The organism is Cupriavidus pauculus, assembly GCF_003854935.1.
Taxonomy (GTDB): Bacteria; Pseudomonadota; Gammaproteobacteria; order Burkholderiales; family Burkholderiaceae; genus Cupriavidus; species Cupriavidus pauculus_C.
In genome coordinates this window covers 3513254-3539645 of sequence record NZ_CP033969.1, presented here as the reverse complement: position 1 = coordinate 3539645, position 26392 = coordinate 3513254, and the positions used below count along the sequence as shown (strand labels likewise).

General features: G+C 64.9%; 24 protein-coding genes and 1 tRNA gene. 24 read left to right on the top strand and 1 reads right to left on the bottom strand.

Features of this window, described 5'->3' with window-relative positions; all coding sequences use genetic code 11:
* The first annotated feature begins 12 nt into the window (after positions 1–12).
* From pssA to EHF44_RS17800, 3 genes are all read left to right on the top strand, one after another.
* Entirely contained in the window at positions 13–918 is a 906-nt protein-coding gene (pssA, locus tag EHF44_RS17810) for a CDP-diacylglycerol--serine O-phosphatidyltransferase (RefSeq protein ID WP_124684880.1), read from the top strand.
* Positions 919–1002: 84 nt separating this feature from the next.
* Entirely contained in the window at positions 1003–1506 is a 504-nt protein-coding gene (gene lysM / locus EHF44_RS17805) for a peptidoglycan-binding protein LysM (protein WP_124684879.1), read from the top strand.
* Positions 1507–1801: 295 nt separating this feature from the next.
* On the top strand, positions 1802–3343 hold the full coding sequence (locus EHF44_RS17800) for a 2-isopropylmalate synthase (RefSeq protein ID WP_124684878.1): 1542 nt from the start codon (positions 1802–1804) through the stop codon (positions 3341–3343).
* A gap of 109 nt (positions 3344–3452) precedes the next feature.
* Here EHF44_RS17800 and EHF44_RS17795 read toward each other — a convergent pair whose 3' ends face one another.
* Positions 3453–3995: a hypothetical protein gene (locus EHF44_RS17795; protein ID WP_437340305.1), complete on the bottom strand. Its 543-nt coding sequence runs from the start codon at positions 3993–3995 to the stop codon at positions 3453–3455.
* A gap of 108 nt (positions 3996–4103) precedes the next feature.
* On the opposite strand from EHF44_RS17795, the gene EHF44_RS17790 reads away from it, so the two are divergent.
* The 21 genes from EHF44_RS17790 to nuoN all read left to right on the top strand — a co-directional run bounded on the left by EHF44_RS17790 (position 4104) and on the right by nuoN (position 26391).
* On the top strand, positions 4104–5387 hold the full coding sequence (locus EHF44_RS17790) for a branched-chain amino acid ABC transporter substrate-binding protein (RefSeq protein WP_172966085.1): 1284 nt from the start codon (positions 4104–4106) through the stop codon (positions 5385–5387).
* 159 nt (positions 5388–5546) lie between these two features.
* On the top strand, positions 5547–5816 hold the full coding sequence (gene rpsO / locus EHF44_RS17785; protein ID WP_124684877.1) for a 30S ribosomal protein S15: 270 nt from the start codon (positions 5547–5549) through the stop codon (positions 5814–5816).
* Between the two features lie 466 nt (positions 5817–6282).
* The gene (gene pnp / locus EHF44_RS17780; protein ID WP_124684876.1) at positions 6283–8448 is read left to right on the top strand and encodes a polyribonucleotide nucleotidyltransferase; all 2166 of its coding nucleotides are present in this window, start codon (positions 6283–6285) and stop codon (positions 8446–8448) included.
* Between the two features lie 141 nt (positions 8449–8589).
* Positions 8590–9594 (top strand): NAD(P)H-quinone oxidoreductase, encoded by a 1005-nt coding sequence (locus EHF44_RS17775; RefSeq protein ID WP_124684875.1) that lies wholly within the window; start codon positions 8590–8592, stop codon positions 9592–9594.
* A gap of 143 nt (positions 9595–9737) precedes the next feature.
* Positions 9738–10475 carry a triose-phosphate isomerase gene (gene tpiA, locus EHF44_RS17770; RefSeq protein ID WP_124684874.1) on the top strand — a complete coding sequence of 246 codons (738 nt, stop codon included), beginning with the start codon at positions 9738–9740 and terminating at the stop codon, positions 10473–10475.
* A 50-nt stretch (positions 10476–10525) separates the two neighbouring features.
* Positions 10526–10894 (top strand): preprotein translocase subunit SecG, encoded by a 369-nt coding sequence (secG, locus tag EHF44_RS17765; protein ID WP_124684873.1) that lies wholly within the window; start codon positions 10526–10528, stop codon positions 10892–10894.
* Between the two features lie 209 nt (positions 10895–11103).
* Positions 11104–11188, top strand: a tRNA-Leu gene (locus tag EHF44_RS17760).
* 171 nt (positions 11189–11359) lie between these two features.
* The gene (locus tag EHF44_RS17755; RefSeq protein ID WP_124684872.1) at positions 11360–11719 is read left to right on the top strand and encodes an NADH-quinone oxidoreductase subunit A; all 360 of its coding nucleotides are present in this window, start codon (positions 11360–11362) and stop codon (positions 11717–11719) included.
* Between the two features lie 6 nt (positions 11720–11725).
* Positions 11726–12208: a NuoB/complex I 20 kDa subunit family protein gene (locus tag EHF44_RS17750; RefSeq protein WP_008643342.1), complete on the top strand. Its 483-nt coding sequence runs from the start codon at positions 11726–11728 to the stop codon at positions 12206–12208.
* Between the two features lies 1 nt (position 12209).
* Positions 12210–12809, top strand: a complete 600-nt coding sequence (locus EHF44_RS17745; RefSeq protein WP_124684871.1) for an NADH-quinone oxidoreductase subunit C — start codon at positions 12210–12212, stop codon at positions 12807–12809.
* A 10-nt stretch (positions 12810–12819) separates the two neighbouring features.
* Complete coding sequence (locus EHF44_RS17740) at positions 12820–14073, top strand: NADH-quinone oxidoreductase subunit D (RefSeq protein WP_124684870.1); 1254 nt, start codon at positions 12820–12822, stop codon at positions 14071–14073.
* 227 nt (positions 14074–14300) lie between these two features.
* A complete protein-coding gene (nuoE, locus tag EHF44_RS17735; protein WP_061957852.1) occupies positions 14301–14801 on the top strand; it encodes an NADH-quinone oxidoreductase subunit NuoE in 501 nt (166 codons plus the stop codon).
* A gap of 1 nt (position 14802) precedes the next feature.
* The gene (nuoF, locus tag EHF44_RS17730; RefSeq protein ID WP_124684869.1) at positions 14803–16098 is read left to right on the top strand and encodes an NADH-quinone oxidoreductase subunit NuoF; all 1296 of its coding nucleotides are present in this window, start codon (positions 14803–14805) and stop codon (positions 16096–16098) included.
* Positions 16099–16111: 13 nt separating this feature from the next.
* Entirely contained in the window at positions 16112–18484 is a 2373-nt protein-coding gene (gene nuoG / locus EHF44_RS17725) for an NADH-quinone oxidoreductase subunit NuoG (RefSeq protein WP_124684868.1), read from the top strand.
* An 18-nt stretch (positions 18485–18502) separates the two neighbouring features.
* On the top strand, positions 18503–19567 hold the full coding sequence (gene nuoH, locus EHF44_RS17720) for an NADH-quinone oxidoreductase subunit NuoH (RefSeq protein WP_124684867.1): 1065 nt from the start codon (positions 18503–18505) through the stop codon (positions 19565–19567).
* 71 nt (positions 19568–19638) lie between these two features.
* Positions 19639–20130 (top strand): NADH-quinone oxidoreductase subunit NuoI, encoded by a 492-nt coding sequence (gene nuoI / locus EHF44_RS17715; RefSeq protein ID WP_124684866.1) that lies wholly within the window; start codon positions 19639–19641, stop codon positions 20128–20130.
* Positions 20131–20295: 165 nt separating this feature from the next.
* A complete protein-coding gene (locus tag EHF44_RS17710; RefSeq protein WP_124684865.1) occupies positions 20296–20934 on the top strand; it encodes an NADH-quinone oxidoreductase subunit J in 639 nt (212 codons plus the stop codon).
* 16 nt (positions 20935–20950) lie between these two features.
* Positions 20951–21256, top strand: coding sequence for an NADH-quinone oxidoreductase subunit NuoK (nuoK, locus tag EHF44_RS17705; RefSeq protein WP_092138821.1), 306 nt, complete (start codon positions 20951–20953; stop codon positions 21254–21256).
* Positions 21257–21315: 59 nt separating this feature from the next.
* A complete protein-coding gene (gene nuoL / locus EHF44_RS17700; protein WP_124684864.1) occupies positions 21316–23403 on the top strand; it encodes an NADH-quinone oxidoreductase subunit L in 2088 nt (695 codons plus the stop codon).
* A gap of 27 nt (positions 23404–23430) precedes the next feature.
* A complete protein-coding gene (locus EHF44_RS17695; RefSeq protein WP_124684863.1) occupies positions 23431–24897 on the top strand; it encodes an NADH-quinone oxidoreductase subunit M in 1467 nt (488 codons plus the stop codon).
* A gap of 18 nt (positions 24898–24915) precedes the next feature.
* The gene (gene nuoN, locus EHF44_RS17690) at positions 24916–26391 is read left to right on the top strand and encodes an NADH-quinone oxidoreductase subunit NuoN (RefSeq protein WP_124684862.1); all 1476 of its coding nucleotides are present in this window, start codon (positions 24916–24918) and stop codon (positions 26389–26391) included.
* Position 26392: the final 1 nt, after the last annotated feature.

Genomic DNA, 26392 nt, shown 5'->3' with positions numbered 1-26392 from the left:
AGGAGACCTGGCATGGGTGCCTTCAACCGACGCAACAAGCGCGTGAGCAGCGGCAATGTGACGCATCTGCGCCCGTTCCGCCACAACCAGCTTCGCAACGACGCCGGCTACGACGATGCCGACGAGCACGACATCGAGTACGTGCGTCCGCGCCGCCGCGGCATTTACCTGCTGCCGAACGCGTTCACCACGGCGGCACTGTTCGCGGGCTTTTTCGCGATCGTGCAGGCCATGAACATGCGCTTCGACGTGGCGGCCATCGCCATCTTCGCGGCCATGGTGCTCGATGGCATGGACGGCCGCGTGGCCCGCATCACCAACACCCAGAGCGCCTTCGGCGAGCAGTACGATTCGCTCTCGGACATGACGTCGTTCGGCGTGGCGCCGGCGCTGGTCATGTACGAGTGGATCCTGCACGACCTGGGCAAATGGGGCTGGATCGCGGCGTTCGTCTACTGCACGTGCGCCGCGCTGCGGCTGGCGCGCTTCAACGCGAACATCGGCGTGATCGACAAGCGGTTCTTCCAGGGCCTGCCGAGCCCGGCCGCGGCCGCGCTGGTGGCCGGCTTTGTCTGGCTGGCCATCGACAACAAGCTGCCGGTCAAGGAGTTGTGGATGCCGTGGGTGGCGTTCGCGATCACGCTCTATGCGGGGCTGTCGATGGTGTCCAATGCCCCGTTCTACAGCGGCAAGGCGCTCGATGTGCGCTACCGGGTGCCGTTCGGCATGATGGTGCTGGTCCTGGTGCTGTTCGTCATCGTGTCGTCCGATCCGCCCGTGGCGCTGTTTGGGCTGTTCGTCGCCTATGCGATCTCCGGCTATGTGCTGTGGGCCTGGCGGTCCATCCACGGGCAGCGGGGCAGCGTCGGCAAGTCGCGGCCAGCCGGCGGCGGCAGCGGCGATGGCAACGGCCATTGATCTCGTCTTGTGGAAGGGCGCCCTCGTGGCGCCCTTTGTTTTGCGCGCGTTGTAGTCCGTTACACCCACCCCAAGGAGAATGACATGGGCATGTTCGACTTCATCAAGGAAGCGGGAGAGAAGCTGTTCGGCAAGGGCGAGGCCAAGGCGGCCCAGGATGCGGCCACGGCCAATCCCGGCGCGGCCGACAAGGCCGAGGCGGCCAACCGGGCGGCCGGCGACGCGATCGAGGCGTACATCGCCCAGATGGGGCTCTCCGCCACCGGGCTGACCGTGACGGTGGATGGCTCGCGGGGCAAGGTGACCGTGTTCGGCGTGGCCCCGGACCAGGCCACGCGCGAGAAGATCATCCTGTGCTGCGGCAACGTCGAGGGCGTGGCGTCGGTGGAGGACAAGATGTCGGTCAACGTGGAGACCGACGCATCGCAGTGGCACACCGTGGTCAAGGGCGACACGCTTTGGGCGATTTCCCAGGCGGCGTACGGCAACGGCGCCGAGTACAACAAGATCTTCGAGGCCAACAAGCCGATGCTGACGCACCCGGACAAGATCTACCCGGGTCAGAAGCTGCGCATCCCGCCGAAATAGCCGGGTTGCCGCCGGTTGCGCGCCGCTGGCAAACCGGCTATAGTCGCCGACATGATTTCGCGCCAGATCCTAATCGCCCGCACCACCCTAGGTGGCCTACTAGGCCATCGGGTCGGGACGCGCGCGCGCTAAAGGGATCGACGGTTCGCCCCTAGCGCGGAAATCACAAGGATTTTTCAACGCCCCGGCCTGCATCCATGCACGCCGGGGCGTTTTGCATTCCGATCCGAATGCCCGGCGTGGTGAAGGCGGGCCAGCGGTACAGCACATAAGGCACAGCCCAGGAGCTCCACAAATGTCTGACAAACTCATCATTTTCGACACCACCTTGCGCGACGGCGAGCAGTCGCCCGGTGCGTCCATGACCCGCGAAGAGAAGATTCGCATCGCGCGTCAGCTGGAACGCCTGAAGGTCGATGTGATCGAGGCCGGCTTTGCGGCCAGCTCCAACGGCGATTTCGAGGCCATCCGCTCGATCGCCCAGGTCGTCAAGGATTCGACGATCTGCTCGCTGGCCCGCGCCAACGACAAGGACATCGCCCGCGCCGCCGAGGCCCTGAAGCCGGCCAACTCGTTCCGGATCCATACGTTCATCGCCACCTCGGCGCTGCACATGGAGAAGAAGCTCCGCATGACGCCGGACCAGGTCTACGAACAGGCCCGCCTGGCTGTGCGCTTTGCGCGGCAGTTCACCGACGACATCGAATTTTCGCCAGAGGACGGCAGCCGTTCGGATATGGACTTCCTGTGCCGCGTGCTGGAAGGCGTGATTGCCGAAGGCGCGACGACGATCAACCTGCCGGACACCGTCGGCTACGCCGTGCCGGAAGGCTATGCCGAGCTGATCCGCTCGGTGCGCGAGCGCATTCCGAACTCGGACAAGGCCGTCTGGTCCGTCCACTGCCATAACGACCTGGGCATGGCCGTGGCAAACTCGCTGGCCGCCGTGAAGCTGGGTGGTGCGCGCCAGATCGAATGCACGATCAACGGCCTGGGCGAGCGGGCCGGCAACACGAGCCTGGAAGAGGTGGTGATGGCCGTGAAGACGCGCCGTGACTACTTCAACATGGACGTCGGCATCGATACCACGCAGATCGTGCCGGCCTCGAAGCTCGTGTCGCAGGTGACCGGCTTCGTGGTGCAGCCGAACAAGGCCGTGGTGGGCGCCAACGCCTTCGCGCATGCCTCGGGCATCCACCAGGACGGCGTGCTCAAGGCGCGCGACACCTACGAGATCATGCGTGCGGAAGACGTGGGCTGGACGGCCAACAAGATTGTGCTGGGCAAGCTCTCGGGCCGCAACGCGTTCAAGCAGCGCCTGCAGGAGCTGGGCATCGAGCTGGAGAGCGAGGCCGAGATCAACGCCGCGTTCGCCCGCTTCAAGGAGCTGGCCGACCAGAAGGCCGAGATCTTCGACGAGGACATCATGGCCATCGTGTCCGACGAGGAGCAGGAGCACGCCAACGAACACTACCGCTTCGTGTCGCTGTCGCAGCGTTCGGAAACCGGCGAGCGCCCGCACGCCCGCGTGGTGTTCAACGCCGATGGCACCGAGCAGGTGGGCGAGGCCGAGGGCAATGGCCCGGTCGACGCCACGCTCCATGCCATCGAGGGCCGCGTGTCGAGCGGCGCCGAACTGGTGCTGTACTCGGTCAACGCGATCACGGCCGGCACCCAGGCTCAGGGCGAAGTGACCGTGCGGCTGTCGAAGGCCGGCCGCATCGTCAACGGCGTAGGCACCGACCCGGACATCGTGGCCGCCTCGGCCAAGGCCTACCTGGCCGCGCTGAACAAGCTGCACGACAAGGCCGTGCAGAAGATCAACCCGCAGATCTGACCCTTACCTGACCTGAATCCTGCGATGCGACGGCCGGCGCCCACGAAGCGCCAGCCGTCATGGACCGCCCGGCCCGTTGCGTATCCCGCATGGCCGGGCGGTTTGTCGTTTACCGCCGGTCGGGACGGTCGCGCAGCGGGTCGGGCGTGATCAGCGTCCGGCGCAGCACGCCGGCATCGTCGAACATGAAGTTGAACATCGAGTACCACTGGTCCTCGTGCAGGAAGCGGTAGCTCCAGGCTTCCTGGCGCAGGCGGGGGTAGTACTCGATGGGCTCGCGCGGCGCGCCGAAATGTTCGAGCACGTCCTTCTTGGTCCAGACGTTGACCTGCGACTTGTACAGCTCGGTCGTGGTCAGCATCTGGCGGAAATTGGTCAGGCGGCCGTCGCGGTCGAAGTCGGCGGCGTAGGAATATTCGCCCAGCGGCTGCTTGGAATAGAACCAGCGCGTGGTGCCGTCGTCCAGCCGGTAGACGTCTGTGGGCCTGCCGAAGGTGGCCTCCAAGGCGCTCTGCGGCTGGCCCACCAGCTTCAGGCCGGTGCTGACCGGCGCCAGGGCCGGGCCCAGGCTGGCACAGCCGGCGAGTGCGGCGGCGGCCAGCAGCGCCGCGGACATCCAGCGGCCGGCACGATATTTCGGGGAAAGCATCATTTTCTCGGTGAACGGCAGCGAAAGTGCGTTGATCGCCAGTGTAGCGGTGGCCGGCGGTCTGTGTGTACCATCGCGGCTTTCGCAGCGACTGGAATGACTGGAGTGGCAATGGGTGGGATCCGAATGAACCGCGTGCGGCGCTGGCTGGCTGTGGCGCTGTGCTGCGCGGCGACGGGCGCCATGGCGCAGCAGCCGTCGGGCGCGCCGATCCGGCTGGGCATGATCGACGGGCTGTCCGGTCCGTTCGCCAACGCGGGCGAGGCCGTGGTGCGCAACCTGCGGATCGCGGTGGAGCGGGTCAACGCGCGCGGCGGCGTCAAGCTGCCGGATGGCGCGCACCCGCTGGAACTGGTCACGTTCGACAGCAAGGGCAACGTCGACGAAAGCCTGATCCAGTTCCGCAGCGTGGTGGACAAGCGCATCCCGTTCGTCCTGCAGGGCAACAGCTCGGCCGTGGCCAGCGCGCTGGTGGCGGCGATCAACCGCCAGAACCAGCGCCAGCCGGACGCCCGCGTGCTGTTCCTGAACTACTCGGCCGTCGATCCGACGCTGACCAACGAGAATTGCAGTTTCTGGCATTTCCGGTTCGACGCCAGCGCCGACATGCGGATGCAGGCGCTGACCGAGGCCATCCGCGCCGAGCACGGCGTGCGCAAGGTCTACCTGATCGACCAGGACTACAGCTTCGGCCACCAGGTGGCGCGTTCGGCACGCGAGATGCTGGCGGCCAAGCGGCCGGACATCCAGATCGTCGGCGACGAATTCCATCCGATCGGCAAGATTAAGGATTTCGCGCCCTACGTGGCCAAGATCAAGGCCAGCGGCGCCGACGCCGTGGTCACGGGCAACTGGGGCAACGACCTGACGTTGATGATCAAGGCGGCCCGCGAGGGCGGCCTGAAGGCCCGGTTCTATACGTTCTACGGCAACGGCCTGGGCGCCCCGGCGGCGATGGGCGATGCCGGCGTGGGCCGGGTGCTGGCCGTGGCCGAATGGCACCCGAACGTGGGCGGCGCGGCGTCCGACGCGTTCTACCAGGCGTTTCGCACGCGCTACCCCGATCCGCGCGACGACTACGTGCACCTGCGCATGCAGATGATGGTCGAGATGCTGGCGCGCGCGATCGAGCAGGCCGGATCCACCGAGGCTGCCGCCGTGGCCTACGCGCTGGAGGACATGCGGTTCACCAACGGCTTCCACGAGGCCACGGTGCGCGCCGACGACCACCAGGTCCTGCAGCCGCTGTACGTGTCGGTGATGGCCCGGCAGGGCGGGGAGGTGCGCTTCGACAACGAAGGGTCGGGCTACGGGTTCCGCACCGTGAAGAAGCTCAAGACCGCCCAGACCACGCTGCCCACCACGTGCCGGATGGAGCGCCCGCCGCGCAATTGAGCGCTGCCGGCGCGCGGATTTCGCCGCGGGAAGGAATTCGGCTATAATGCGCGGCTGTCGTCCGTTGGCCCCCGGCCATGGGGCGGCAGATGCCAAGACAAGGCACGACGCAGGCGGCGCATTCCGCGCTGCAGCGATCGCAAGTGAAAGGAAATCATCATGGCAGTTGCCAATATCAACAAGTCCGAAGTCATCCAGAAGTTCGCCCGCGGTGCCAACGACACGGGTAGCCCCGAAGTCCAGGTCGCCCTGCTGACCACCCGCATCAACGAACTGACCCCGCACTTCAAGGCCAACATGAAGGATCACCACAGCCGCCGCGGTCTGCTGCGCATGGTGAGCCGTCGTCGCCGCCTGCTGGACTACCTCAAGGCCAGCGACGCCGACCGTTACCGCGCCCTGATCGAAGCCCTGGGCCTGCGCAAGTAAGGTCTGCGGATGGCAGCACGAGTCCTGCAAGCGTTGTTCGGGCACGACTTCCCGTGAGGCCGCGATGCCTGCGCCAGCACTGCTGGGGCAGGCATTTTGCTTTTCTGGTCCGGCGTTCGGTTGCCGGATCCAGCCGTTGATGTGATGTCTGTTTCACACTTGTTCCGGGCAACTGGCCCGGGCGCCGTTGCGCCACGCCGCGTGACGGAGTAAGTTACCTCGCTCTTTCTGTAGCTCTGACACACCGGAGCCGGCCTAGGAAACGGGGTTTTGTGTCATTCCATCGCGTGGCGCGCCTGTCGCCTCGCATCGCCCGGGAGCACCGGGCGATGGCGCGATGGAATGGCATAGCACTTCCCTGCGACTGCGGACCGGGAACCATCCGGCAGTTCGCCTGCCGCTGCGAGCGCAGGCGTCCGCCCGCCGAATCTGTTAACGGCGGGCAAGCATGAATCAAGGAACGCTCATGACCATGTTCAACAAGATCGTCAAGGAATTCCAGTGGGGCCAGCACACGGTCCGCATGGAAACCGGCGAAATCGCGCGCCAGGCATCCGGCGCCGTGATCGTCGACGTGGAAGACACCGTGGTGCTGGCCACCGTGGTGGCGGCCAAGAGCCCGAAGGCTGGCCAGGACTTCTTCCCGCTGACCGTCGACTACATCGAGAAGACCTACGCCGCAGGCAAGATCCCCGGTGGCTTCTTCAAGCGCGAAGGCCGTCCGTCGGAAAACGAGACGCTGACGTCGCGCCTGATCGACCGTCCGCTGCGTCCGCTCTTCCCGGAAGGCTTCTACAACGACGTGCAGGTGGTGATCCACGTGCTGTCGATCAACCCGGAAGTGCCGGCCGACATCCCGGCCCTGATCGCCTCGTCGGCCGCGCTGGCCGTGTCGGGCATCCCGTTCAGCGGCCCGGTGGGCGCCGCCCGCGTGGGTTACAAGGACGGCCAGTATCTGCTGAACCCGACCCGTTCGCAGATCGCCGCGTCGGACCTGGACCTCGTGGTCGCCGGTACCGAGCGTGCCGTGCTGATGGTGGAATCGGAAGCCAACCAGCTGTCGGAAGAAGTGATGCTGGGTGCCGTGGTCTACGGCCACGAGCAGATGCAGATCGCCATCAACGCGATCCACGACCTGGTCCGTGAAGGCGGCAAGCCGGAATGGGACTGGGCGCCGGCCGCCAGGAACGAGGCGCTGATCGCCAAGGTCAGCGAGATCGGCCTGCCGCTGCTGCAGGAAACGTATCAACTGCGCCAGAAGTCGGCCCGCAGCGCCAAGCTGAAGGAAGTCTACGCCACGGTGCAGGACAAGTTGGCCGAAGCCGGCGTGGAAGCCGACAAGGTGGAGGTGGGCAACGTCCTGTTCGACCTGGAAGCCAAGATCGTGCGTGGCCAGATCCTGGCCGGCGAGCCGCGTATCGACGGCCGCGACACGCGCACGGTGCGCCCGATCGAGATCCGCTCGTCGGTGCTGCCGCGCGCCCACGGTTCGTCGCTGTTCACGCGTGGCGAGACCCAGGCGCTGGCCGTGGCCACGCTGGGCACCAAGAGCGACGAGCAGATCATCGACGCACTGGCCGGCGAGTACCGCGACCGCTTCATGCTCCACTACAACATGCCCCCGTTCGCCACCGGCGAGACGGGCCGCGTGGGCAGCCCGAAGCGCCGTGAAATCGGCCACGGCCGCCTGGCCAAGCGCGCGCTGATCCCGGTGCTGCCGAAGGAAGACGAGTTCGCCTACACGATCCGCCTGGTCTCGGAAATCACCGAGTCGAACGGTTCGTCGTCGATGGCTTCGGTCTGCGGCGGCTGCCTGGCACTGATGGACGCCGGCGTTCCGGTCAAGGCGCACGTGGCCGGCGTGGCCATGGGCCTGATCCTGGAAGGCAACAAGTTTGCCGTGCTGACCGACATCCTGGGCGATGAGGATCACCTGGGCGACATGGACTTCAAGGTGGCCGGTACCGACACGGGTATCACGGCGCTGCAGATGGACATCAAGGTGCAGGGCATCACCAAGGAAATCATGCAGGTGGCGCTGGCGCAGGCCCGCGAAGGCCGCATGCACATCCTGGGCAAGATGCAGGAAGCGATGGGCCATGCCCGCACCGAGCTGTCGGCGCACGCGCCGCGCATGATCACGATGAAGATCCATCCGGACAAGATCCGCGAGGTGATCGGCAAGGGCGGCTCGACCATCCAGGCGCTGACCAAGGAAACGGGCACGACCATCGACATCCAGGAAGACGGCACGATCACGATCGCGTCGACGTCGACCGACGGCATGGCCGAGGCCAAGCGCCGCATCGAGGGCATCACCGCGGAAGCCGAAGTGGGCAAGATCTACGCCGGCACCGTGCTGAAGCTGCTGGACTTTGGCGCCATCGTGAACATCCTGCCGGGCAAGGACGGTCTGCTCCATATCTCGGAGATCGTCAACGAGCGCGTGAAGGACATCAAGGACTGGCTGAAGGAAGGCCAGCAGGTGCGCGTGAAGCTGATCCAGGCCGACGAGAAGGGTCGCCTGCGCCTGTCGCTGAAGGCGGCGCTGGCCGAAGAGGGCGGCAGCATCAGCCCGATCGTCCAGCAGGGCGACGCCCCCGCGTCGGCCTCGCCGGAGCAGCAGCAGTAAGCTGTAGCCCCTACAGGCAGTAACGGTAAAAGCGGCTGGCAATGTCCAGCCGCTTTTTTGTTTACACTGCCGGACAGTCTTCGATCCCCCTAGCGCGCCGCACACTGGCGCGCGGCGTCCCCCCATTAATGAGGAGTCATCATGAAAGCCATCGAGATCCGTGAATACGGCGGCCCTGAAGTCCTGCAGGAGACCCAGCGTCCCGATCCGGAACCGAAGGCCGGTGAGATCCTGATTCGTGTCGCGGCGGCGGGCATCAACCGTCCCGACGTGTTCCAGCGCACGGGCAACTATCCCGTGCCGCCGGGTGCTTCGGACCTGCCCGGCCTCGAAGTGGCCGGCGTGGTGGTGGGCGGCGACCTGTCGAACGCGGCCAACCGCTTCGGCCTCAAGGTGGGCGACCGGGTTTGTGCGCTGGTCCAGGGCGGTGGCTACGCGGAACTGTGTACCGCGCCGATCGAGCAATGCCTGCCGGTGCCCGAGGGGCTGAGCGACATCGAGGCGGCGGCGCTGCCCGAGACGTTTTTCACCGTCTGGAGCAATGTGTTCGACCGCGGCCAGCTCGGCAAGGGTCCGCGCGGGGCGGCGGAGACGCTGCTGATCCAGGGCGGGTCGAGCGGCATCGGCACCACGGCGATCCAGATCGCCAAGGCGATGGGCTTCAAGGTCTTCGTCACGGCCGGCAGCGACGACAAGTGCAAGGCGTGCGAAGAACTGGGCGCCGACCGGGCGATCAACTACAAGACGCAGGATTTCGCGGCCGAGGTGAAGGCGCTGACCGACGGCAAGGGCGTGGACGTGATTCTGGACATGGTGGCCGGCTCGTACCTGGCGCGCGAACTGTCTTGCATCGCCGACGACGGCCGGATCGTCATCATCGCGCTGCTGGGCGGCGCCAAGGCAGAGATCCCGCTGGGCGACATCCTGCGCCGGCGCATCACCATCACCGGGTCGACGCTGCGTCCGCGCCCGGCGTCGTTCAAGGGCGCCATCGCCCAGGCGCTGCACCAGAACGTCTGGCCGCTGCTGGCATCGGGCAAGATCAAGCCCGTGATCTACAAGGTGTTCCCGGCCGCGCAGGCCGCGGACGCGCACCGTCTGATGGAATCGAGCGAGCACACCGGCAAGATCGTGCTGACCTGGTAAGCCACGCGCGGGCGGCCCCGACTGCATCGGCAGCGATGCAATTGTGGGCCGCCGGCCACTGGCTGTCCGCAATTGACCGTCACGCGCTGGCGGCACCCCCTTGACCACGCTACAATAGCCGGTTTGATCGAGAGGGGACCCTTGTGAGACAAAAGCTGGTCATCGGCAACTGGAAGATGCATGGCAGTCTGGCGGCGAACGCCGGCCTGCTCGAGGCCATCAAGGCAGCGCCGGCCAAGGCGAAACTGGCTGTCTGCGCGCCGTTCCCCTATCTTGCCCAGTGCCAGTCGCTGCTCACCGGTTCCCAGGTCGCCTGGGGCGCCCAGGACACTTCGGCCGAGACGCGCGGTGCGTTCACCGGCGAGGTCGCCGCGCCGATGCTGGCCGAATTCGGCTGCGCCTACGTGCTGGTGGGACACTCCGAGCGCCGTACCTATCATGGCGAGACGGATGCCACCGTGGCCGCCAAGGCGCTGCGGGCGCTGGAATCGGGCATCGTGCCGGTGGTTTGCGTCGGCGAGACGCTGGCCGAGCGCGAGGCGGGCCAGACCGAGGCCGTGGTGGGTCGCCAGCTCCAGGCCGTGCTCGATGCGCTGTCTATTGAACAACTGGGTCGCATTGTCCTGGCCTATGAGCCCGTCTGGGCCATCGGCACCGGCAAGACCGCGACCAGCGAGCAGGCCCAGGCCGTGCACGCCGCGCTGCGCGCGCAGGTGGCCCGCAAGGACGCCGGCGTGGCCGGACGCGTGGCCATCCTGTACGGCGGCAGCGTCAAGCCGGACAATGCGGCTGAACTGTTTTCGATGTCCGATATCGACGGGGGGCTGATTGGCGGCGCCTCGCTGAAGGCGGATGATTTCCTCGCGATCGGCAACGCCTGAATGCCGGATGCGACTGTCTGATCAGGCAAGTACGAAACGAATCTAACGAAATGGCAATTTTCAAGACTCTGTTGGTCATTGTGCAGGTCCTGTCCGCGCTGGGCGTGATCGGCCTCGTCCTGCTGCAGCATGGCAAGGGCGCCGACGTCGGCGCGGCGTTCGGCTCCGGCGCATCGGGCAGCCTGTTCGGTGCCTCGGGCTCGGCGAACTTCCTGTCCCGCACGACGGCTGTGCTGGCGGCGCTGTTCTTTGCCTCGACGCTGGGCCTGACGTTGCTGGGCAACTACAAGCCCCTGGCTTCGGTGGGCGTCATGGGCGCGGCCCAGCAACCGCAGGCGGCGCCGGCTTCGGCCCCCGCAGCATCGGCCGCGGCAGCGTCTGCCGCTTCCGCGCCGGCTGCCCCGGCAGTGCCGAAGTAACGCGCCAGATCGGCGCAATAATCGAACAGTGTGTTAGCGGATTCCTGAGTTAATTTGCAGTTGTGCATTGAACAATTCGGGAATCATGAGTTAGAATGCAGGGCTTGAAACGATTCCCCAGCGCGGGGCAAAAGCGGGAGGAAAGACTTCTTCCGCCAAGCTTCGTAGGGCCTGAAAACCCGGCGCAAGGCAATATTGTTTCTCCCCCAGCCGACGTGGTGAAATTGGTAGACACGCTATCTTGAGGGGGTAGTGGCGAAAGCTGTGCGAGTTCGAGTCTCGCCGTCGGCACCAAACAATTGATCGGAAGTCATTGACGCATCCCTGTCATGCATGGGCTGCAGCATGGCTCTCCGGCAGTCCGCAAGGCGGCGCCGTAGCTAAGACGGGATGGCGCCTGGGGTGGGCAACAGGTCGCCGCTAGCTGGTGCTGTTGACAACATTCCAGATAAGGCTGGCCGTACCTTGACTCTCGAAGCCTACTTCCCCGTCCTCATCTTCATCCTGTTTGGCATCGTGCTCGGTGTGGCACTGATGTCGATCGGCAGGATTCTCGGTCCCAACAAGCCTGACGCAGCGAAGCTGTCGCCGTACGAGTGCGGCTTCGAAGCATTCGAGGACGCGCGCATGAAGTTCGACGTGCGCTACTACCTCATCGCCATCCTGTTTATCCTGTTCGATCTCGAAACTGCCTTCCTGTTTCCGTGGGGCGTTGCCCTCAAGGACATCGGCTGGCCGGGATTCATCGCCATGGGCGTGTTTCTGCTGGAATTCATCGTGGGCTTCGTCTACATCTGGAAAAAGGGCGCGCTCGATTGGGAGTGATGTGAAATGGCAATCGAAGGCGTTCTCAACGAAGGCTTTGTCACGACGACCGCTGACAAGCTGATCAACTGGACCCGTACGGGTTCCCTCTGGCCCATGACGTTCGGTCTGGCCTGCTGTGCCGTGGAAATGATGCACGCCGGCGCCGCGCGTTACGACATGGACCGCTTTGGCGTGATCTTCCGCCCGTCGCCGCGTCAGTCCGACGTGATGATCGTGGCCGGCACGCTGTGCAACAAGATGGCCCCCGCGCTGCGCAAGGTCTACGACCAGATGGCCGAGCCGCGCTGGGTGATCTCGATGGGCTCGTGCGCCAACGGCGGCGGCTACTACCACTACTCGTATTCGGTGGTGCGTGGCTGCGACCGCATCGTGCCGGTCGACATCTATGTTCCGGGCTGCCCGCCGACGGCGGAAGCGCTGATCTACGGCGTGATCCAGCTCCAGAACAAGATCAAGCGTACCAACACCATTGCGCGCAAGGGCTGACATGGCGAACCTCGATACCCTCAAGGCCGCCCTCGAGAAAGTACTGGGCAAGCGCGTGCAGAGCCTGATCGAGGCGACCGGCGAACTGACGCTGATCGTCAAGGCCGCCGACTACCTGGACGCCGCGCGCCTGCTGCGCGACGACCCCTCGCTGCATTTCGAGCAAGCGCTGGACCTCTGCGGCGTCGACTATTCCGACTATGCCGAAGGCACCTGGGATGGTCCCCGCTTTGCCGCCGTCACCCAGCTGCTGTCGATCAAGCACAACTGGCGCCTGCGCCTGCGCGTGTTCGCGCCGGACGACGACATGCCGGTCGTGCCGTCGCTGATCGACGTCTGGAACTCGGTGAACTGGTTCGAGCGCGAGGCGTTCGACTTCTACGGCATCGTGTTCGAAGGCCACCCGGACCTGCGCCGCATCCTGACCGACTACGGTTTCGTCGGCCATCCGTTCCGCAAGGACTTCCCGGTGTCGGGCTACGTGGAAATGCGCTACGACCCCGAGCAGAAGCGGGTCATCTACCAGCCGGTGACGATCGAGCCGCGCGAAATCACGCCGCGCGTGATTCGCGAGGAAAACTACGGCGGCACGAAGCACTGAGAACGGCGTCATGGCAGATATCAAGAACTACACCCTCAACTTCGGTCCCCAACACCCGGCGGCCCACGGCGTGCTGCGCCTGGTGCTGGAGCTGGACGGCGAAGTCATCCAGCGTGCCGATCCCCACATCGGCCTGCTGCACCGCGCCACCGAGAAGCTGGCCGAGCAGAAGAGCTGGATCCAGAGCGTTCCCTACATGGACCGTCTCGACTACGTGTCGATGATGTCCAACGAACACGCCTACGTGATGGCGATCGAGCGGCTGCTGGGCATCGAGGTGCCGATCCGCGCGCAGTACATCCGCGTGATGTTCGACGAGATCACCCGCCTGCTGAACCACCTGATGTGGATCGGCGCCCACGCGCTGGACGTGGGGGCGATGGCCGTGTTCCTGTACGCGTTCCGCGAGCGCGAGGACATGTTCGACATGTACGAGGCGGTGTCCGGCGCGCGCATGCACGCGGCGTACTACCGTCCGGGCGGCGTCTACCGCGACCTGCCGGACACGATGCCGCAGTATCGTGCGTCGAAGATCCACAACGAGCGCGCCATCAAGGTCATGAACGAGGCGCGTTCGGGCTCGCTGCTGGACTTCATCGAGGACTTCACGAACCGTTTTCCGACGTACGTGGATGAATATGAGACGCTGCTGACCGATAACCGTATCTGGAAGCAGCGCCTTGTGGACATCGGCGTGGTCACGCCGGAGCGTGCCCTGCAGCTTGGCTTCACCGGCCCGATGCTGCGTGGCTCGGGCATCGAGTGGGACCTGCGCAAGAAGCAGCCCTACGAGGTGTACGACCAGCTCGACTTCGATATCCCGGTGGGCACGGCCGGCGACTGCTACTCGCGCTATCTGGTGCGGGTAGAGGAAATGCGCCAGTCGAACCGCATCATCAAGCAGTGCATCGACTGGCTGCGCCGCAACCCGGGCCCGGTGATCACCGAGAACCACAAGGTGGCACCGCCGTCGCGCGTGGACATGAAGTCGAACATGGAAGAGCTGATCCACCACTTCAAGCTCTTCACCGAAGGCATCCACGTGCCGCCGGGCGAGGCGTATGCCGCGGTGGAGCACCCGAAGGGCGAGTTCGGCATCTACGCGATCTCGGACGGGGCGAACAAGCCGTATCGCCTGAAGATCCGCGCCCCGGGGTATGCCCACCTGGCCGCGCTGGACGAAATGGCCCGCGGCCACATGATTGCGGACGCGGTCACGATCATCGGTACGCAGGACATCGTGTTCGGCGAGATCGACCGCTAAGGGATACCGGCAGGCACGCGGTATCCCGTCACAGGCCGTTGTCCGGACGACGTTTCCGGGCGTGTTCGGCCGGCCCCGGCGGTAACGGTGGCGGCAGGCGATGCCTGCGACGGACCGGCAAGGAATGCGCTGGAGCATTCCGGGCCGGCGGAACATGGCAGCGACGGCTGCAAACCAGTGGAGCCGCGCGACAGTCGCGACGGCTCCGCCGTATTACTGCAATGACCATGCTATCAGCAGAAGCTCTCAAGGAAATCGATCGCGCGATCGCGAAGTATCCGGCCGACCAGAAGCAGTCGGCCGTGATGGCGGCCCTCGCCGTGGCACAGGGCGAGGTGGGCTGGGTTTCCCCCGAAGTCATGCAGTTCGTCGCCAGCTACCTGGAAATGCCGCCCGTGTGGGTGGAAGAGGTGGCCACGTTCTACAACATGTATGACACCAAGCCGGTGGGCAAGTACAAGCTCACCGTCTGCACCAACCTGCCGTGCGCGCTGTCGGGCGGCGAGCGGGCCGGCGAATACCTGAAGCGCAAGCTCGGGATCGACTACAACGAGACCACCGCCGACGGCTGCTTCACGCTGAAGGAAGGCGAGTGCATGGGCGCCTGCGGCGATGCACCGGTGATGATCGTCAACAACACCCGCATGTGCAGCTTCATGAGCGACCAGAAGCTCGACGCCCTGGTCGACGAGCTCAAGGCCGAAGCCGCCGCCAAGGGGGACAAGTAACATGACCTCTCTGCACGACCGTCACATCAAGCCGCTGATCCTGGCCGGCCTGGACGGCAAGAACTGGCACCTCGATGACTACGTCGCGCGCGGTGGCTACCAGCAACTGCGCCGCATCCTCGAGCAGAAGGTAACGCCCGAGCAGGTGATTGCCGACGTCAAGGCGTCGGGCCTGCGTGGCCGCGGCGGTGCGGGCTTTCCCACCGGCCTGAAGTGGAGCTTCATGCCGCGTTCGTTCCCGGGCCAGAAGTACCTGGTCTGCAATACGGACGAAGGCGAGCCGGGCACGTTCAAGGACCGCGACATCATCCGCTACAACCCCCATGCGCTGATCGAAGGCATGGCCATCGGGGCGTACGCGATGGGCATCACCGTGGGCTACAACTACATCCACGGCGAAATCTGGAACGAGTACAAGATCTTCGAGGAAGCCCTGGAAGAAGCGCGCCGCGCCGGTTTCCTGGGTGACAACATCCTGGGTTCGGGCTTCAGCTTCCAGCTCCACGCGCACCATGGCTACGGCGCCTACATCTGCGGCGAGGAAACCGCGCTGCTGGAGTCGCTGGAAGGCAAGAAGGGCCAGCCGCGCTTCAAGCCGCCGTTCCCGGCCAGCTTTGGCCTGTACGGCAAGCCGACCACGATCAACAACACCGAGACGTTCGCCGCGGTGCCGTTCCTGCTGGCCGTGGGCCCGGAGGAATACCTGAAGATGGGCAAGCCGAACAACGGCGGCACCAAGATTTTCTCGGTATCGGGCGACGTCGAGCGTCCGGGCAACTACGAAATCCCGCTGGGCACGCCGTTCTCCACGCTGCTGGAGCTGGCGGGCGGCATGCGCGGCGGCAAGGCGCTCAAGGCGGTGATCCCCGGCGGCTCGTCGGCCCCGGTGGTGCCGGCGGACCTGATGATGGCGTCGACCATGGATTACGACTCGATCGCCAAGGCCGGCTCGATGCTGGGCTCGGGCGCCGTGATCGTCATGGACGAGACGCGCTGCATGGTGCGGTCGCTGCTGCGCCTGTCGTATTTCTACTTTGAGGAATCGTGCGGCCAGTGCACGCCGTGCCGCGAAGGCACCGGCTGGCTCTATCGCATGGTGAATCGTATTGAACACGGAGAAGGCCGCCAGGAAGACCTGGACCTGCTCAACAACGTCGCGGAAAACATCATGGGTCGCACGATTTGCGCGCTCGGCGATGCCGCGGCGATGCCGGTACGCGGCATGCTCAAGCACTACTGGAAAGAGTTCGAGTATCACGTCGAACACAAGCAGTGCATGGTCCCGGCCCATTCCTGAAGCGTGGCAGAACATGGTTGAACTCGAGATCGACGGCAAGAAGGTGGAGGTTGCGGAAGGCAGCCTCGTCATGGAAGCAGCCCGCAAGCTGGGCACTTACATCCCGCACTTCTGCTACCACCGCAAACTGTCCATCGCGGCGAACTGCCGCATGTGCCTGGTCGAAGTGGAAAAGGCGCCCAAGGCGCTGCCCGCCTGCGCCACCCCGGTGACGCCCGGCATGAAGGTCTTCACGAACTCTGAAAAGGCCGTCAAGGCCCAGAAGTCCGTGATGGAATTCCTGCTGATCAACCACCCGCTCGACTGCCCGATCTGCGATCAGGGCGGCGAATGCCAGCTGCAGGATCTGGCGGTGGGCTACGGTGCATCGGAGTCGCGCTACAAGGAAGAAAAGCGCGTGGTGTTCCACAAGAACGTGGGCCCGCTGATCTCCATGGAGGAGATGACGCGCTGCATCCACTGCACCCGCTGCGTGCGCTTTGGCCAGGAAGTGGCCGGCGTGATGGAGCTGGGCATGCTGAACCGCGGCGAGCACTCGGAAATCACGACGTTCGTCGGCCAGACCGTGGATTCGGAGCTGTCCGGCAACATGATCGACCTGTGCCCGGTTGGCGCGCTGACCAGCAAGCCGTTCCGCTATTCGGCCCGTACGTGGGAACTGGCGCGCCGCAAGTCGGTGTCGCCGCACGACGGCGTGGGCGCCAACATCGTGGTCCAGACCAAGAACCAGCGCGTGATGCGCGTGGTGCCGCTGGAAAACGAGGATGTCAACGAGTGCTGGATCTCGGACAAGGACCGCTTCTCGTACGAAGGCGTGAACAGTGCCGACCGCGTGACCCGTCCGATGCTCAAGCAGGGCGGCCAGTGGATCGAAACCGACTGGCAGACCGCGCTGGAATACGTGGCGAACGGCCTGGCCGGCATCAAGCGCGAGCATGGCGCCGACCAGATCGCCGCCATCGCCAGCCCGCACAGCACGCTGGAAGAACTGTTCCTGCTGGGCAACCTGGTGCGTGGCCTGGGCAGCGACAACGTCGACTTCCGCCTACGCCAGACCGATTTCTCGGCGGCCCTCAAGGGTGCGCCGTGGCTGGGCATGCCGATTGCCGACGTGACCACGCTGCAACGGGCGCTGGTGATCGGTGCCTCGCTGCGCAAGGACCAGCCGCTGCTGGCGTCGCGCCTGCGCCAGGCTGTCAAGAAGGGTGCCCGCGTGGCCGTGATCGGCACCGGTGGTGAAGACCTGCTGATGCCGGTGGCTGCCCGTATCGACGTGGCCCCGTCGGGCTGGACCGCCGCACTGGCCGGTGTGGCCCGTGCCGTGGCCGCCGCCAAGGGCGTTGCCGCCCCGGCCGGCACCGATGGCTTCGATGGTGGCGATGCCGCCAAGGCCGTGGCCGACGCGCTGGTGTCGGGCGAGCGCCGTGCCGTGTTCCTGGGCAACGAGGCCGTGCGCCACCCGCAATTCTCGGCGCTGCACGCGCTGGCACAGTGGATCGCCACGGAAACAGGCGCCACGCTGGGCTTCCTGACCGAAGCCGCCAACACGGTCGGCGGCTACATCGCCGGCGCGCTGCCGCAGCAAGGCGGCGCCAACGCGCAGGCCATGTTCGACACGCCGCGCCGCGCCTACATCGTGCTGAACGCCGAAGTCGAATTCGATACCGCCGATGCGCGCAAGGCCCTGGCCGCGCTGCAGCAGGCCGGTACGGTGGTGGTGCTGTCGCCGTTCCGTTCGGAAGCGGCCATGCAGTACGCCGACGTGATCCTGCCGATCACGCCGTTCACCGAGACCGCCGGTACGTTCGTGAACGCCGAGGGCCGTGCCCAGAGCTTCAACGGCGTGGTCCGTGCGCTGGGCGAATCGCGTCCGGGCTGGAAGGTGCTGCGCGTGCTGGGCAACCTGCTCGACGTGCCAGGCTTCGACTTCGACACCGCCGAGTCCGTGCGCGATGCCGCGCTGGTCAAGCTGGCGCCGGAGCAGCTGAACAACGCCACCGATGCCCCGATCCGCGTGACGGCCGCTGCCGCCGGCGGTATCGAGCGCATCGCCGACGTGCCGATCTATCACGCCGACCCGATCGTGCGCCGTGCCGATTCGCTGCAGCTGACCGCCGCCGCGCGCCGCGCGATGACGGTGGGCCTGTCGCCCGAGCTGTTCGACAAGCTCGGCGTGCAGGCGGGCGATCCGGTGCGCGTGACGCAGGACGGTGCCAGCGTGGTGCTGCCCGCGGCGCTGGAAAAGACGCTGCCGGCCAACGCCGTGCGCGTGCCGGCCGCCACCGTGGCCGCCGCGACGCTGGGCCCGCTGTTCGGCAACGTCACCGTTGAGAAAGCCATCGACCTGTCGGCCGGCCAGAACGCCGCCGCGACGGCCACCGTATAAGAAGAGCGAGATAGCAACATGATCGATCTCATTACCTCGCAAGGCCAGGCCATCTTCGGCAGCGCTTGGACGCTGATCTGGATCCTGGTCCGTGCCGTGGTCATTGTGGTGCCGGTGCTGCTGTGCGTGGCCTACCTGATCCTGTGGGAGCGCAAGCTGATCGGCTGGATGCACGTCCGTATCGGCCCGAACCGCGTGGGTCCGCTGGGCCTGCTGCAGCCGATTGCCGACGTGCTGAAGCTGCTGCTCAAGGAAGTCATGTTCCCGTCGCAGGTGAACAAGGGCATGTACCTGGTGGCGCCGCTGATGGTGCTGATGCCGGCCGTGGCCGTGTGGGCCGTGATCCCGTTCCAGCCCGAAGTGGTGATGGCGGACGTGAACGCCGGCCTGCTGTACGTGATGGCCATCAGCTCGGTGGGCGTCTACGGCGTGATCCTGGCTGGCTGGGCTTCGAACTCGAAGTATGCGTTCATCGGCGCCATGCGCGCCGCCGCGCAGATGGTGTCGTACGAAATCGCCATGGGCTTCGCGCTGGTCACCGTGCTGATGGTGGCGGGCAGCCTGAACCTGTCGGCGATCGTGAACGGCCAGAACGTCGGCTACTTCGCGGACAAGGGCATCAACATCCTGTCGTGGAACTGGCTGCCGCTGCTGCCGATGTTCGCCGTGTACTTCATCTCGGGTGTGGCGGAAACGAACCGCCACCCGTTCGACGTGGTGGAAGGCGAATCGGAAATCGTGGCCGGCCACATGATCGAATACTCGGGCATGACGTTCGCGCTGTTCTTCCTGGCCGAATACATCAACATGATCATCATCTCGACGATGACCTCGTTGCTGTTCCTGGGAGGCTGGGCGCCGCCGTTCTCCAGCTTCATCACGAACGCGATCCCGGGCTTCTTCTGGCTGGTGATCAAGGTTTTCCTGCTGCTGTCGGTGTTCATCTGGATCCGCGCCTCGTTCCCGCGTTACCGCTATGACCAGATCATGCGTCTGGGCTGGAAGATCTTCATTCCGCTGACCGTGGCGTGGCTGATCATTGTGGCGATCTGGATCAAGTCGCCGTGGAACATCTGGCACTGAGAGGCCAGGCGATGGCGCGCCGCCCGAACGGGCAGGGCGCGCCGCGCGGAAATACTTAGGAAGCAATCGTCATGCTGCTCGCCATCAAGGACTTCTTCAACAGCCTGCTCCTGAAGGAACTCTTCAAGGGCATGGCACTGACCGGCCGTTATCTCTTCGCCCGGAAAGTGACCGTCCAGTTCCCCGAAGAGAAGACGCCGATGTCGCCGCGTTTCCGCGGCCTGCACGCGCTGCGCCGTTACCCCAACGGGGAAGAGCGCTGCATCGCCTGCAAGCTGTGCGAGGCGGTGTGCCCGGCGTTGGCCATCACGATCGAGTCCGACGTGCGTAACGACGGCACGCGCCGCACCACGCGCTACGACATCGACCTGACCAAGTGCATCTTCTGCGGCTTCTGCGAGGAAGCCTGCCCGGTGGACGCCATCGTCGAGACGCACATCTTCGAATACCACGGCGAAAAGCGCGGCGACCTGTACTTCACCAAGGACATGCTGCTGGCCGTGGGCGACCGCTACGAGCCGCAGATTGCCGCGGCCAAGGCTGCCGACGCGAAGTACCGCTGAGCGCAGCAAGCTGGACGGAAGCGGGGCACACGGTGCAGCGCTTCCGGCAACGAATTTGAAGTGGCCCCTCAGGGGCACGCAACCAAGAGAAGGATGCCGCGCCAGCGGCGGGCCGCCCCCGGGCAGCCTGCGGCAGCGCGGCCCAAAGAGGATCCGATAGGGACCATGGAACTCACGACAGCCATCTTCTATGCCTTTGCCCTGGTGCTGGTGCTTTCCGCACTGAAAGTCATCACGGCAAAGAACCCGGTGCACTCCGCACTGTTCCTCGTCCTGGCGTTCTTCACCGCCGCGGCGATCTGGATGATCCTGAAGGCCGAGTTCCTCGCCATCCTGCTGGTGCTGGTCTACGTGGGCGCCGTGATGGTGCTGTTCCTGTTCGTGGTGATGATGATCGACATCGACATCGAGCACCTGCGCCGCGACTTCTGGACCTACGTGCCAATGGCGTCGATCGTCGGTGCGCTGATCATCGCCGAAATGGCCATCGTGCTCGTGCGCAACTTCATCGGCACGACCAACGCGGTGCTGCCGCCGGGCGCGCAGGACCCGAACTACTCGAACACCCATGCGCTGGGCAAGCTGATCTACACGGACTACGTGTACGCCTTCGAAGTGGCGGGCGTGATCCTGCTGGTGGCGATCATCGCCGCCGTGGCGCTGACGCTGCGCCGCCGCAAGGACGTCAAGGCGCAGGACGTGGGCGCCCAGCTTCGCGTGCGCCGCGACGAGCGCGTGCGCATGGTGAAGATGCCGGCCGAGGGCCGGGCCCAAGCGGACGCAGCCTCCGCCAACAAGAACTAAGCCCGGAGAACCCGCTGTGTTGTCTCTCGCCCATTTTCTCGTCCTCGGTGCCATCCTGTTCGCGATCAGCATCGTCGGCATCTTCCTGAACCGCAAGAACGTCATCGTGCTGCTGATGGCGCTGGAACTGATGCTGCTTGCGGTGAACATCAATTTCGTCGCCTTCTCGCACTACATGGGCGACCTGGCCGGACAGGTTTTCGTTTTCTTCATCCTTACGGTGGCCGCCGCCGAGTCGGCAATCGGTCTGGCAATCCTGGTCGTGCTGTTCCGTAACCTGGACACGATCAACGTGGACGACATGGATACCCTCAAGGGCTGACATGACCGCTCACGACATGAACCAAGACTGCATCCCGACCGCACACCAATAAGCGTCCTATGGCAACCACGCTCAACCCCAACCTGCTGCTGGCCATCGCGCTGGCACCGCTCGCCGGTGCCGCGATAGCCGGTCTGTTCGGTACCAAGTTCTTCGGCACGTTTTCCTCGGAGTCGCGCGGCGGCCGGATCGTGGCCCATTCGGCGACGATTCTCGGCGTGGCCGTGTCGTTCGTCCTGTCGGTGATGGTGCTGCTCGACGTGATGCACGGCGCCGGCTACAACGGCACCGTGTACGAGTGGATGGCCATCGGCTCGCTGAAGATGGAAGTCGGCTTCCTGGTCGATTCGCTGACCGCGATGATGATGGTCGTGGTGACCTTCGTGTCGCTGATGGTGCATATCTACACCGTCGGCTACATGGAAGGGGACCCCGGCTACAACCGTTTCTTCGCCTACATCTCGCTTTTCACCTTTTCGATGCTGATGCTGGTGATGAGCAACAACTTCCTGCAGCTGTTCTTCGGCTGGGAAGCCGTGGGCCTGGTGTCGTACCTGCTGATCGGCTTCTGGTACACGCGCCCGACCGCGATCTTCGCGAACCTGAAGGCGTTCCTGGTCAACCGCGTCGGCGACTTCGGCTTCATCCTCGGTATCGGCCTGCTGCTGGCCTACAGCGGCAGCATGAACTACACCGACGTGTTCGCGCAGCGCGAGCAACTGGCAACCGTGATCTTCCCGGGCACCGACTGGCTGATGATCACCGTGGCGTGCATCTGCCTGTTCATCGGCGCGATGGGCAAGTCGGCGCAGTTCCCGCTGCACGTGTGGCTGCCTGACTCGATGGAAGGCCCGACCCCGATCTCGGCGCTGATCCACGCGGCCACGATGGTGACCGCCGGCATCTTCATGGTGTCGCGCATGTCGCCGCTGTTCGAGCTGTCGGACACCGCGCTGTCGTTCGTGCTGGTCATCGGCGCGATCACCGCGCTGTTCATGGGCTTCCTGGGCATCATCCAGAACGACATCAAGCGCGTGGTGGCCTATTCCACGCTGTCGCAACTCGGCTACATGACCGTGGCGCTGGGCGCTTCGGCCTACTCGGTGGCCGTGTTCCACCTGATGACGCACGCGTTCTTCAAGGCGCTGCTGTTCCTGGGTGCCGGCTCGGTCATCATCGGCATGCACCACGACCAGGACATCCGCAACATGGGCGGCCTGCGCAAGTACATGCCGATCACGTGGATCACGTCGCTGGTGGGTTCGCTGGCGCTGATCGGCACGCCGTTCTTCTCGGGCTTCTATTCGAAGGACTCGATCATCGAGGCCGTGGCCGAGTCGCACCTGGCCGGTTCGGGCTTCGCGTACTTCGCGGTACTGGCCGGCGTGTTCGTGACCGCGTTCTACTCGTTCCGCATGTACTTCCTGGTGTTCCACGGTGAGGAGCGCTTCGGCAAGGCCCATGCGCACGACCACCATGACGACCATCACGAAGAGGAAGACGGCCACGACGAGCATCATCACGGCCTGGCGCCCGGCCAGAAGCCGCACGAGTCGCCGTGGGTGGTGACGCTGCCGCTGGTGCTGCTGGCGATCCCGTCGGTCGTGATCGGCGCCATCGCCATCGAGCCGATGCTGTTTGGCGACTTCTTCAAGCATGGCCTGGCCTTCAAGGACGTGATCTTCGTCGGCGAGAACCACCACGCCATGGAAGAGCTGAAGCAAGCGTTCCACGGCTGGGTGCCGATGGCGATCCACTCGCTGACGACGCCGGTGCTGTGGCTGGCCATCGCGGGCGTGGTGCTGTCGTGGTTCTTCTACATGAAGCGCCCGGACATCCCCGAAGCCATCAAGCAACGCTTCTCGGGCCTCTACAAGCTGCTGGACAACAAGTACTACATGGATGCGATCAACCAGGCGGTGTTCGCCCGCGGTGCGCGCATGCTGGGTACGGGTCTGTGGAAGGGCGGCGACCAGAGCTTCATCGACGGCCTGTTCGTCAACGGTTCGGCCCGCGTGGTGGCGTCGTTCGCCGCGGCCAGCCGCTACCTGCAGTCCGGCTACATCTACCATTACGCTTTCGCGATGATCATCGGCATGTTGGTGCTTTTGACGCTGACGATCACTGGCGTGATAGGCACCAAGTGATAGGCACCGAGTAAGGAAAACAAACAAATGGTTCTGTCTCTCGCAATCTGGCTGCCTATCTTCTTCGGCCTGCTGGTATTGATGTTCGGCTCCGACAACAGCAAGGGCTTCGTGCGCTGGATGTCGCTGTTCGGCGCCATCGCCAGCTTCGTCGTGACGTTGCCGCTGGTCTTCCATTTCGATACGTCGACGGCTGCCATGCAGTTCGTCGTACAGGCGCCGTGGATCGAGCGCTTCAACATCGCCTACCACCTGGGCGTCGATGGCATCTCGATGTGGTTCGTGGTGCTGACCGCGTTCATCACCGTGATCGTCGTGATCTCGGCCTGGGAAGTGATCACCGAGCGCGTGGCCGAGTACATGGCGGCGTTCCTGATCCTGTCGGGCCTGATGGTCGGCGTGTTCTGCGCGCTGGACGGCATGCTGTTCTACGTGTTCTTCGAGGCCACGCTGATCCCGATGTACATCATCATCGGTGTCTGGGGCGGCCCGAACCGCGTGTACGCCGCGTTCAAGTTCTTCCTGTACACGCTGCTGGGCTCGCTGCTGACGCTGGTTGCGCTGCTGTACCTGTACAACAAGACCGGTACCTTCGACATCCAGTCCTGGCACCAGGCCAAGCTGACGTTCGAAGAGCAGATCGCGATCTTCGTGGCGTTCTTCATGGCGTTCGCCGTGAAGGTGCCGATGTGGCCGGTGCACACCTGGCTGCCGGACGCCCACGTGGAAGCACCGACCGGCGGCTCCGTAGTGCTGGCCGCGATCATGCTGAAGCTGGGCGCCTACGGTTTCCTGCGTTTCTCGCTGCCGATCGCGCCGGACGCCAGCCACTACATGGCTCCGTTCATCATCACGATCTCGCTGGTCGCGGTGATCTACATCGGCCTCGTGGCGCTGGTGCAGTCCGACATGAAGAAGCTGGTGGCGTATTCGTCGATCGCCCACATGGGTTTCGTCACGCTGGGCTTCTTCATCTTCAATGACCTCGGCGTCGAGGGCGGCATCATCCAGATGATCTCGCACGGCTTCGTGTCGGGCGCGATGTTCCTGGGCATCGGCGTGCTGTACGACCGTGTGCACTCGCGCCAGATTGCCGACTACGGCGGCGTGGTGAACGTGATGCCGAAGTTCGCCGCGTTCTCGGTGTTCTTCGCCATGGCCAACTGCGGCCTGCCGGCCACGTCGGGCTTCGTCGGCGAGTTCATGGTCATCCTGGCGTCGGTCAAGTTCAACTTCTGGATCGGCCTGCTGGCCGCCACCGCCCTGATCCTGGGCGCGGCTTACTCGCTGTGGATGGTCAAGCGCGTGATCTTCGGCGAGATCGTGCACCAGCACGTGCGCGAACTGGTGGACCTGAACAAGCGGGAATTCCTGATGTTCGGCCTGCTGGCCATCCTGACGCTGTACATGGGCCTGTACCCGAAACCCTTCACCGACGTGATGCACGCCTCGGTGGTGAACCTGCTGTCCCACGTGGCACAGTCCAAGCTGTAAGCGGGGGAGAGAAATATCATGCAATCGTCCTCTAGCCTGGCCCCGGTGGCGCCAATCATCTTCCTGGCGATCGCCATTGCGGCGATCAACTGGATCGACCTCGCGCGCGGCAAGGGCCGCACCAGCGTGGCCTACCCGCTCTCGCTGCTGACCACGCTGGTCCTGACCGTCTGGTTCGCGATCGATGCGGCCAACGGCCAGACGCACTACGCGTTCGCCAACCTGGTGGTCATCGACCCGATGGCCAACGTGCTGTCGGCGTTCTGCGCGCTGGGCATGTTCCTGACGCTGATCTACACGCGCACCTACCTGGGCAACCGGGACATGAACGCGGGCGAGTTCTACATGCTCGCGCTGTTCACGCTGGGCGGCCAGCTCGTGATGATCACCGGCAACAACTTCCTGACCCTGTACCTGGGCCTGGAACTGCTGTCGCTGTCGTCATACGCGCTGGTGGCGCTGCGCCGCGATTCGCGCGTGACGTCGGAATCGGCCATCAAGTACTTCGTGCTGGGCGCGCTGGCGTCGGGCTTCCTGCTGTACGGCATGTCGATGATGTACGGCGCCACCGGTTCGCTGAACCTGGGCGAAGTCTTCCGCGTGGTGGAGTCGGGCCGCGTCAACACGACGATGCTGGCCTTTGGCGTGGTGTTCATCGTGGCCGGCGTGTCGTTCAAGCTGGGCGCCGCTCCGTTCCACATGTGGATCCCGGACATCTACCAGGGTTCGCCGACCGCGGTGACGCTGCTGATCGCAGCCGGCCCGAAGGTTGCCGCATTCGCGCTGATCATGCGCCTGCTGGTGGAAGGGCTGCTGCCGCTGGCGTCGGACTGGCAGGTGATGCTGGTGGGCCTGTCGATCGTGTCGCTGGTGATCGGCAACCTGACCGCCATCGTCCAGACCAACCTGAAGCGGATGCTGGCGTACTCGACGATCTCGCACATGGGCTTCATCCTGCTGGGCATGCTGTCCGGCGTGGTGGCCAGCAAGGCCGATGGCGCCGCCAATGCGTACAGCGCGTCGATGTTCTACTCGATCACGTACATGCTGACCACGCTCGGCACGTTCGGCCTGATCCTGATCCGCACGCGCAAGGGCTTCGAAGCCGAGACGCTGGACGACCTGAAGGGCATGTCGCGCCGCCATCCGTGGTTCGCCTTCCTGATGCTGGTGATGATGTTCTCGATGGCCGGCATCCCGCCGACCGTCGGCTTCTACGCCAAGCTGGCCGTGCTGTCGGCCGTGGTGAAGGCCGGCATGAGCTGGCTGGCCATCCTGGCCGTGGTGTTCTCGCTGATCGGCGCGTTCTACTACCTGCGCATCGTCAAGCTGATGTACTTCGATGCCCCGGCTGGCGAAGAGCCGCTGGAAGCGTCGGCGGGCCTGCGCTCGGTGCTGAGCCTGAACGGCCTGGCGGTGATCCTGCTGGGTATCTTCCCGGCCGCGCTGATGAACCTGTGCTACCAGGCCATCCGCGCGACGCTGGCGTCGTAAC

What these genes read in the sequence shown, in the direction of transcription:
- EHF44_RS17740 (WP_124684870.1), top strand. Translation starts at nt 12,820, where the DNA reads ATGGCAGATATCAAGAACTACACCCTCAACTTCGGTCCCCAACACCCG.
- nuoI (WP_124684866.1), top strand. Translation starts at nt 19,639, where the DNA reads ATGCTGCTCGCCATCAAGGACTTCTTCAACAGCCTGCTCCTGAAGGAA.
- EHF44_RS17790 (WP_172966085.1), top strand. Translation starts at nt 4,104, where the DNA reads ATGGGTGGGATCCGAATGAACCGCGTGCGGCGCTGGCTGGCTGTGGCG.
- EHF44_RS17745 (WP_124684871.1), top strand. Translation starts at nt 12,210, where the DNA reads ATGGCGAACCTCGATACCCTCAAGGCCGCCCTCGAGAAAGTACTGGGC.
- secG (WP_124684873.1), top strand. Translation starts at nt 10,526, where the DNA reads ATGGCAATTTTCAAGACTCTGTTGGTCATTGTGCAGGTCCTGTCCGCG.
- pnp (WP_124684876.1), top strand. Translation starts at nt 6,283, where the DNA reads ATGACCATGTTCAACAAGATCGTCAAGGAATTCCAGTGGGGCCAGCAC.
- EHF44_RS17775 (WP_124684875.1), top strand. Translation starts at nt 8,590, where the DNA reads ATGAAAGCCATCGAGATCCGTGAATACGGCGGCCCTGAAGTCCTGCAG.
- nuoG (WP_124684868.1), top strand. Translation starts at nt 16,112, where the DNA reads ATGGTTGAACTCGAGATCGACGGCAAGAAGGTGGAGGTTGCGGAAGGC.
- EHF44_RS17750 (WP_008643342.1), top strand. Translation starts at nt 11,726, where the DNA reads ATGGCAATCGAAGGCGTTCTCAACGAAGGCTTTGTCACGACGACCGCT.
- rpsO (WP_124684877.1), top strand. Translation starts at nt 5,547, where the DNA reads ATGGCAGTTGCCAATATCAACAAGTCCGAAGTCATCCAGAAGTTCGCC.
- EHF44_RS17795 (WP_437340305.1), bottom strand. Translation starts at nt 3,995, where the DNA reads ATGATGCTTTCCCCGAAATATCGTGCCGGCCGCTGGATGTCCGCGGCG.
- EHF44_RS17800 (WP_124684878.1), top strand. Translation starts at nt 1,802, where the DNA reads ATGTCTGACAAACTCATCATTTTCGACACCACCTTGCGCGACGGCGAG.
- nuoH (WP_124684867.1), top strand. Translation starts at nt 18,503, where the DNA reads ATGATCGATCTCATTACCTCGCAAGGCCAGGCCATCTTCGGCAGCGCT.
- nuoF (WP_124684869.1), top strand. Translation starts at nt 14,803, where the DNA reads ATGACCTCTCTGCACGACCGTCACATCAAGCCGCTGATCCTGGCCGGC.
- EHF44_RS17695 (WP_124684863.1), top strand. Translation starts at nt 23,431, where the DNA reads ATGGTTCTGTCTCTCGCAATCTGGCTGCCTATCTTCTTCGGCCTGCTG.
- nuoN (WP_124684862.1), top strand. Translation starts at nt 24,916, where the DNA reads ATGCAATCGTCCTCTAGCCTGGCCCCGGTGGCGCCAATCATCTTCCTG.
- lysM (WP_124684879.1), top strand. Translation starts at nt 1,003, where the DNA reads ATGGGCATGTTCGACTTCATCAAGGAAGCGGGAGAGAAGCTGTTCGGC.
- EHF44_RS17710 (WP_124684865.1), top strand. Translation starts at nt 20,296, where the DNA reads ATGGAACTCACGACAGCCATCTTCTATGCCTTTGCCCTGGTGCTGGTG.
- nuoE (WP_061957852.1), top strand. Translation starts at nt 14,301, where the DNA reads ATGCTATCAGCAGAAGCTCTCAAGGAAATCGATCGCGCGATCGCGAAG.
- nuoL (WP_124684864.1), top strand. Translation starts at nt 21,316, where the DNA reads ATGGCAACCACGCTCAACCCCAACCTGCTGCTGGCCATCGCGCTGGCA.
- pssA (WP_124684880.1), top strand. Translation starts at nt 13, where the DNA reads ATGGGTGCCTTCAACCGACGCAACAAGCGCGTGAGCAGCGGCAATGTG.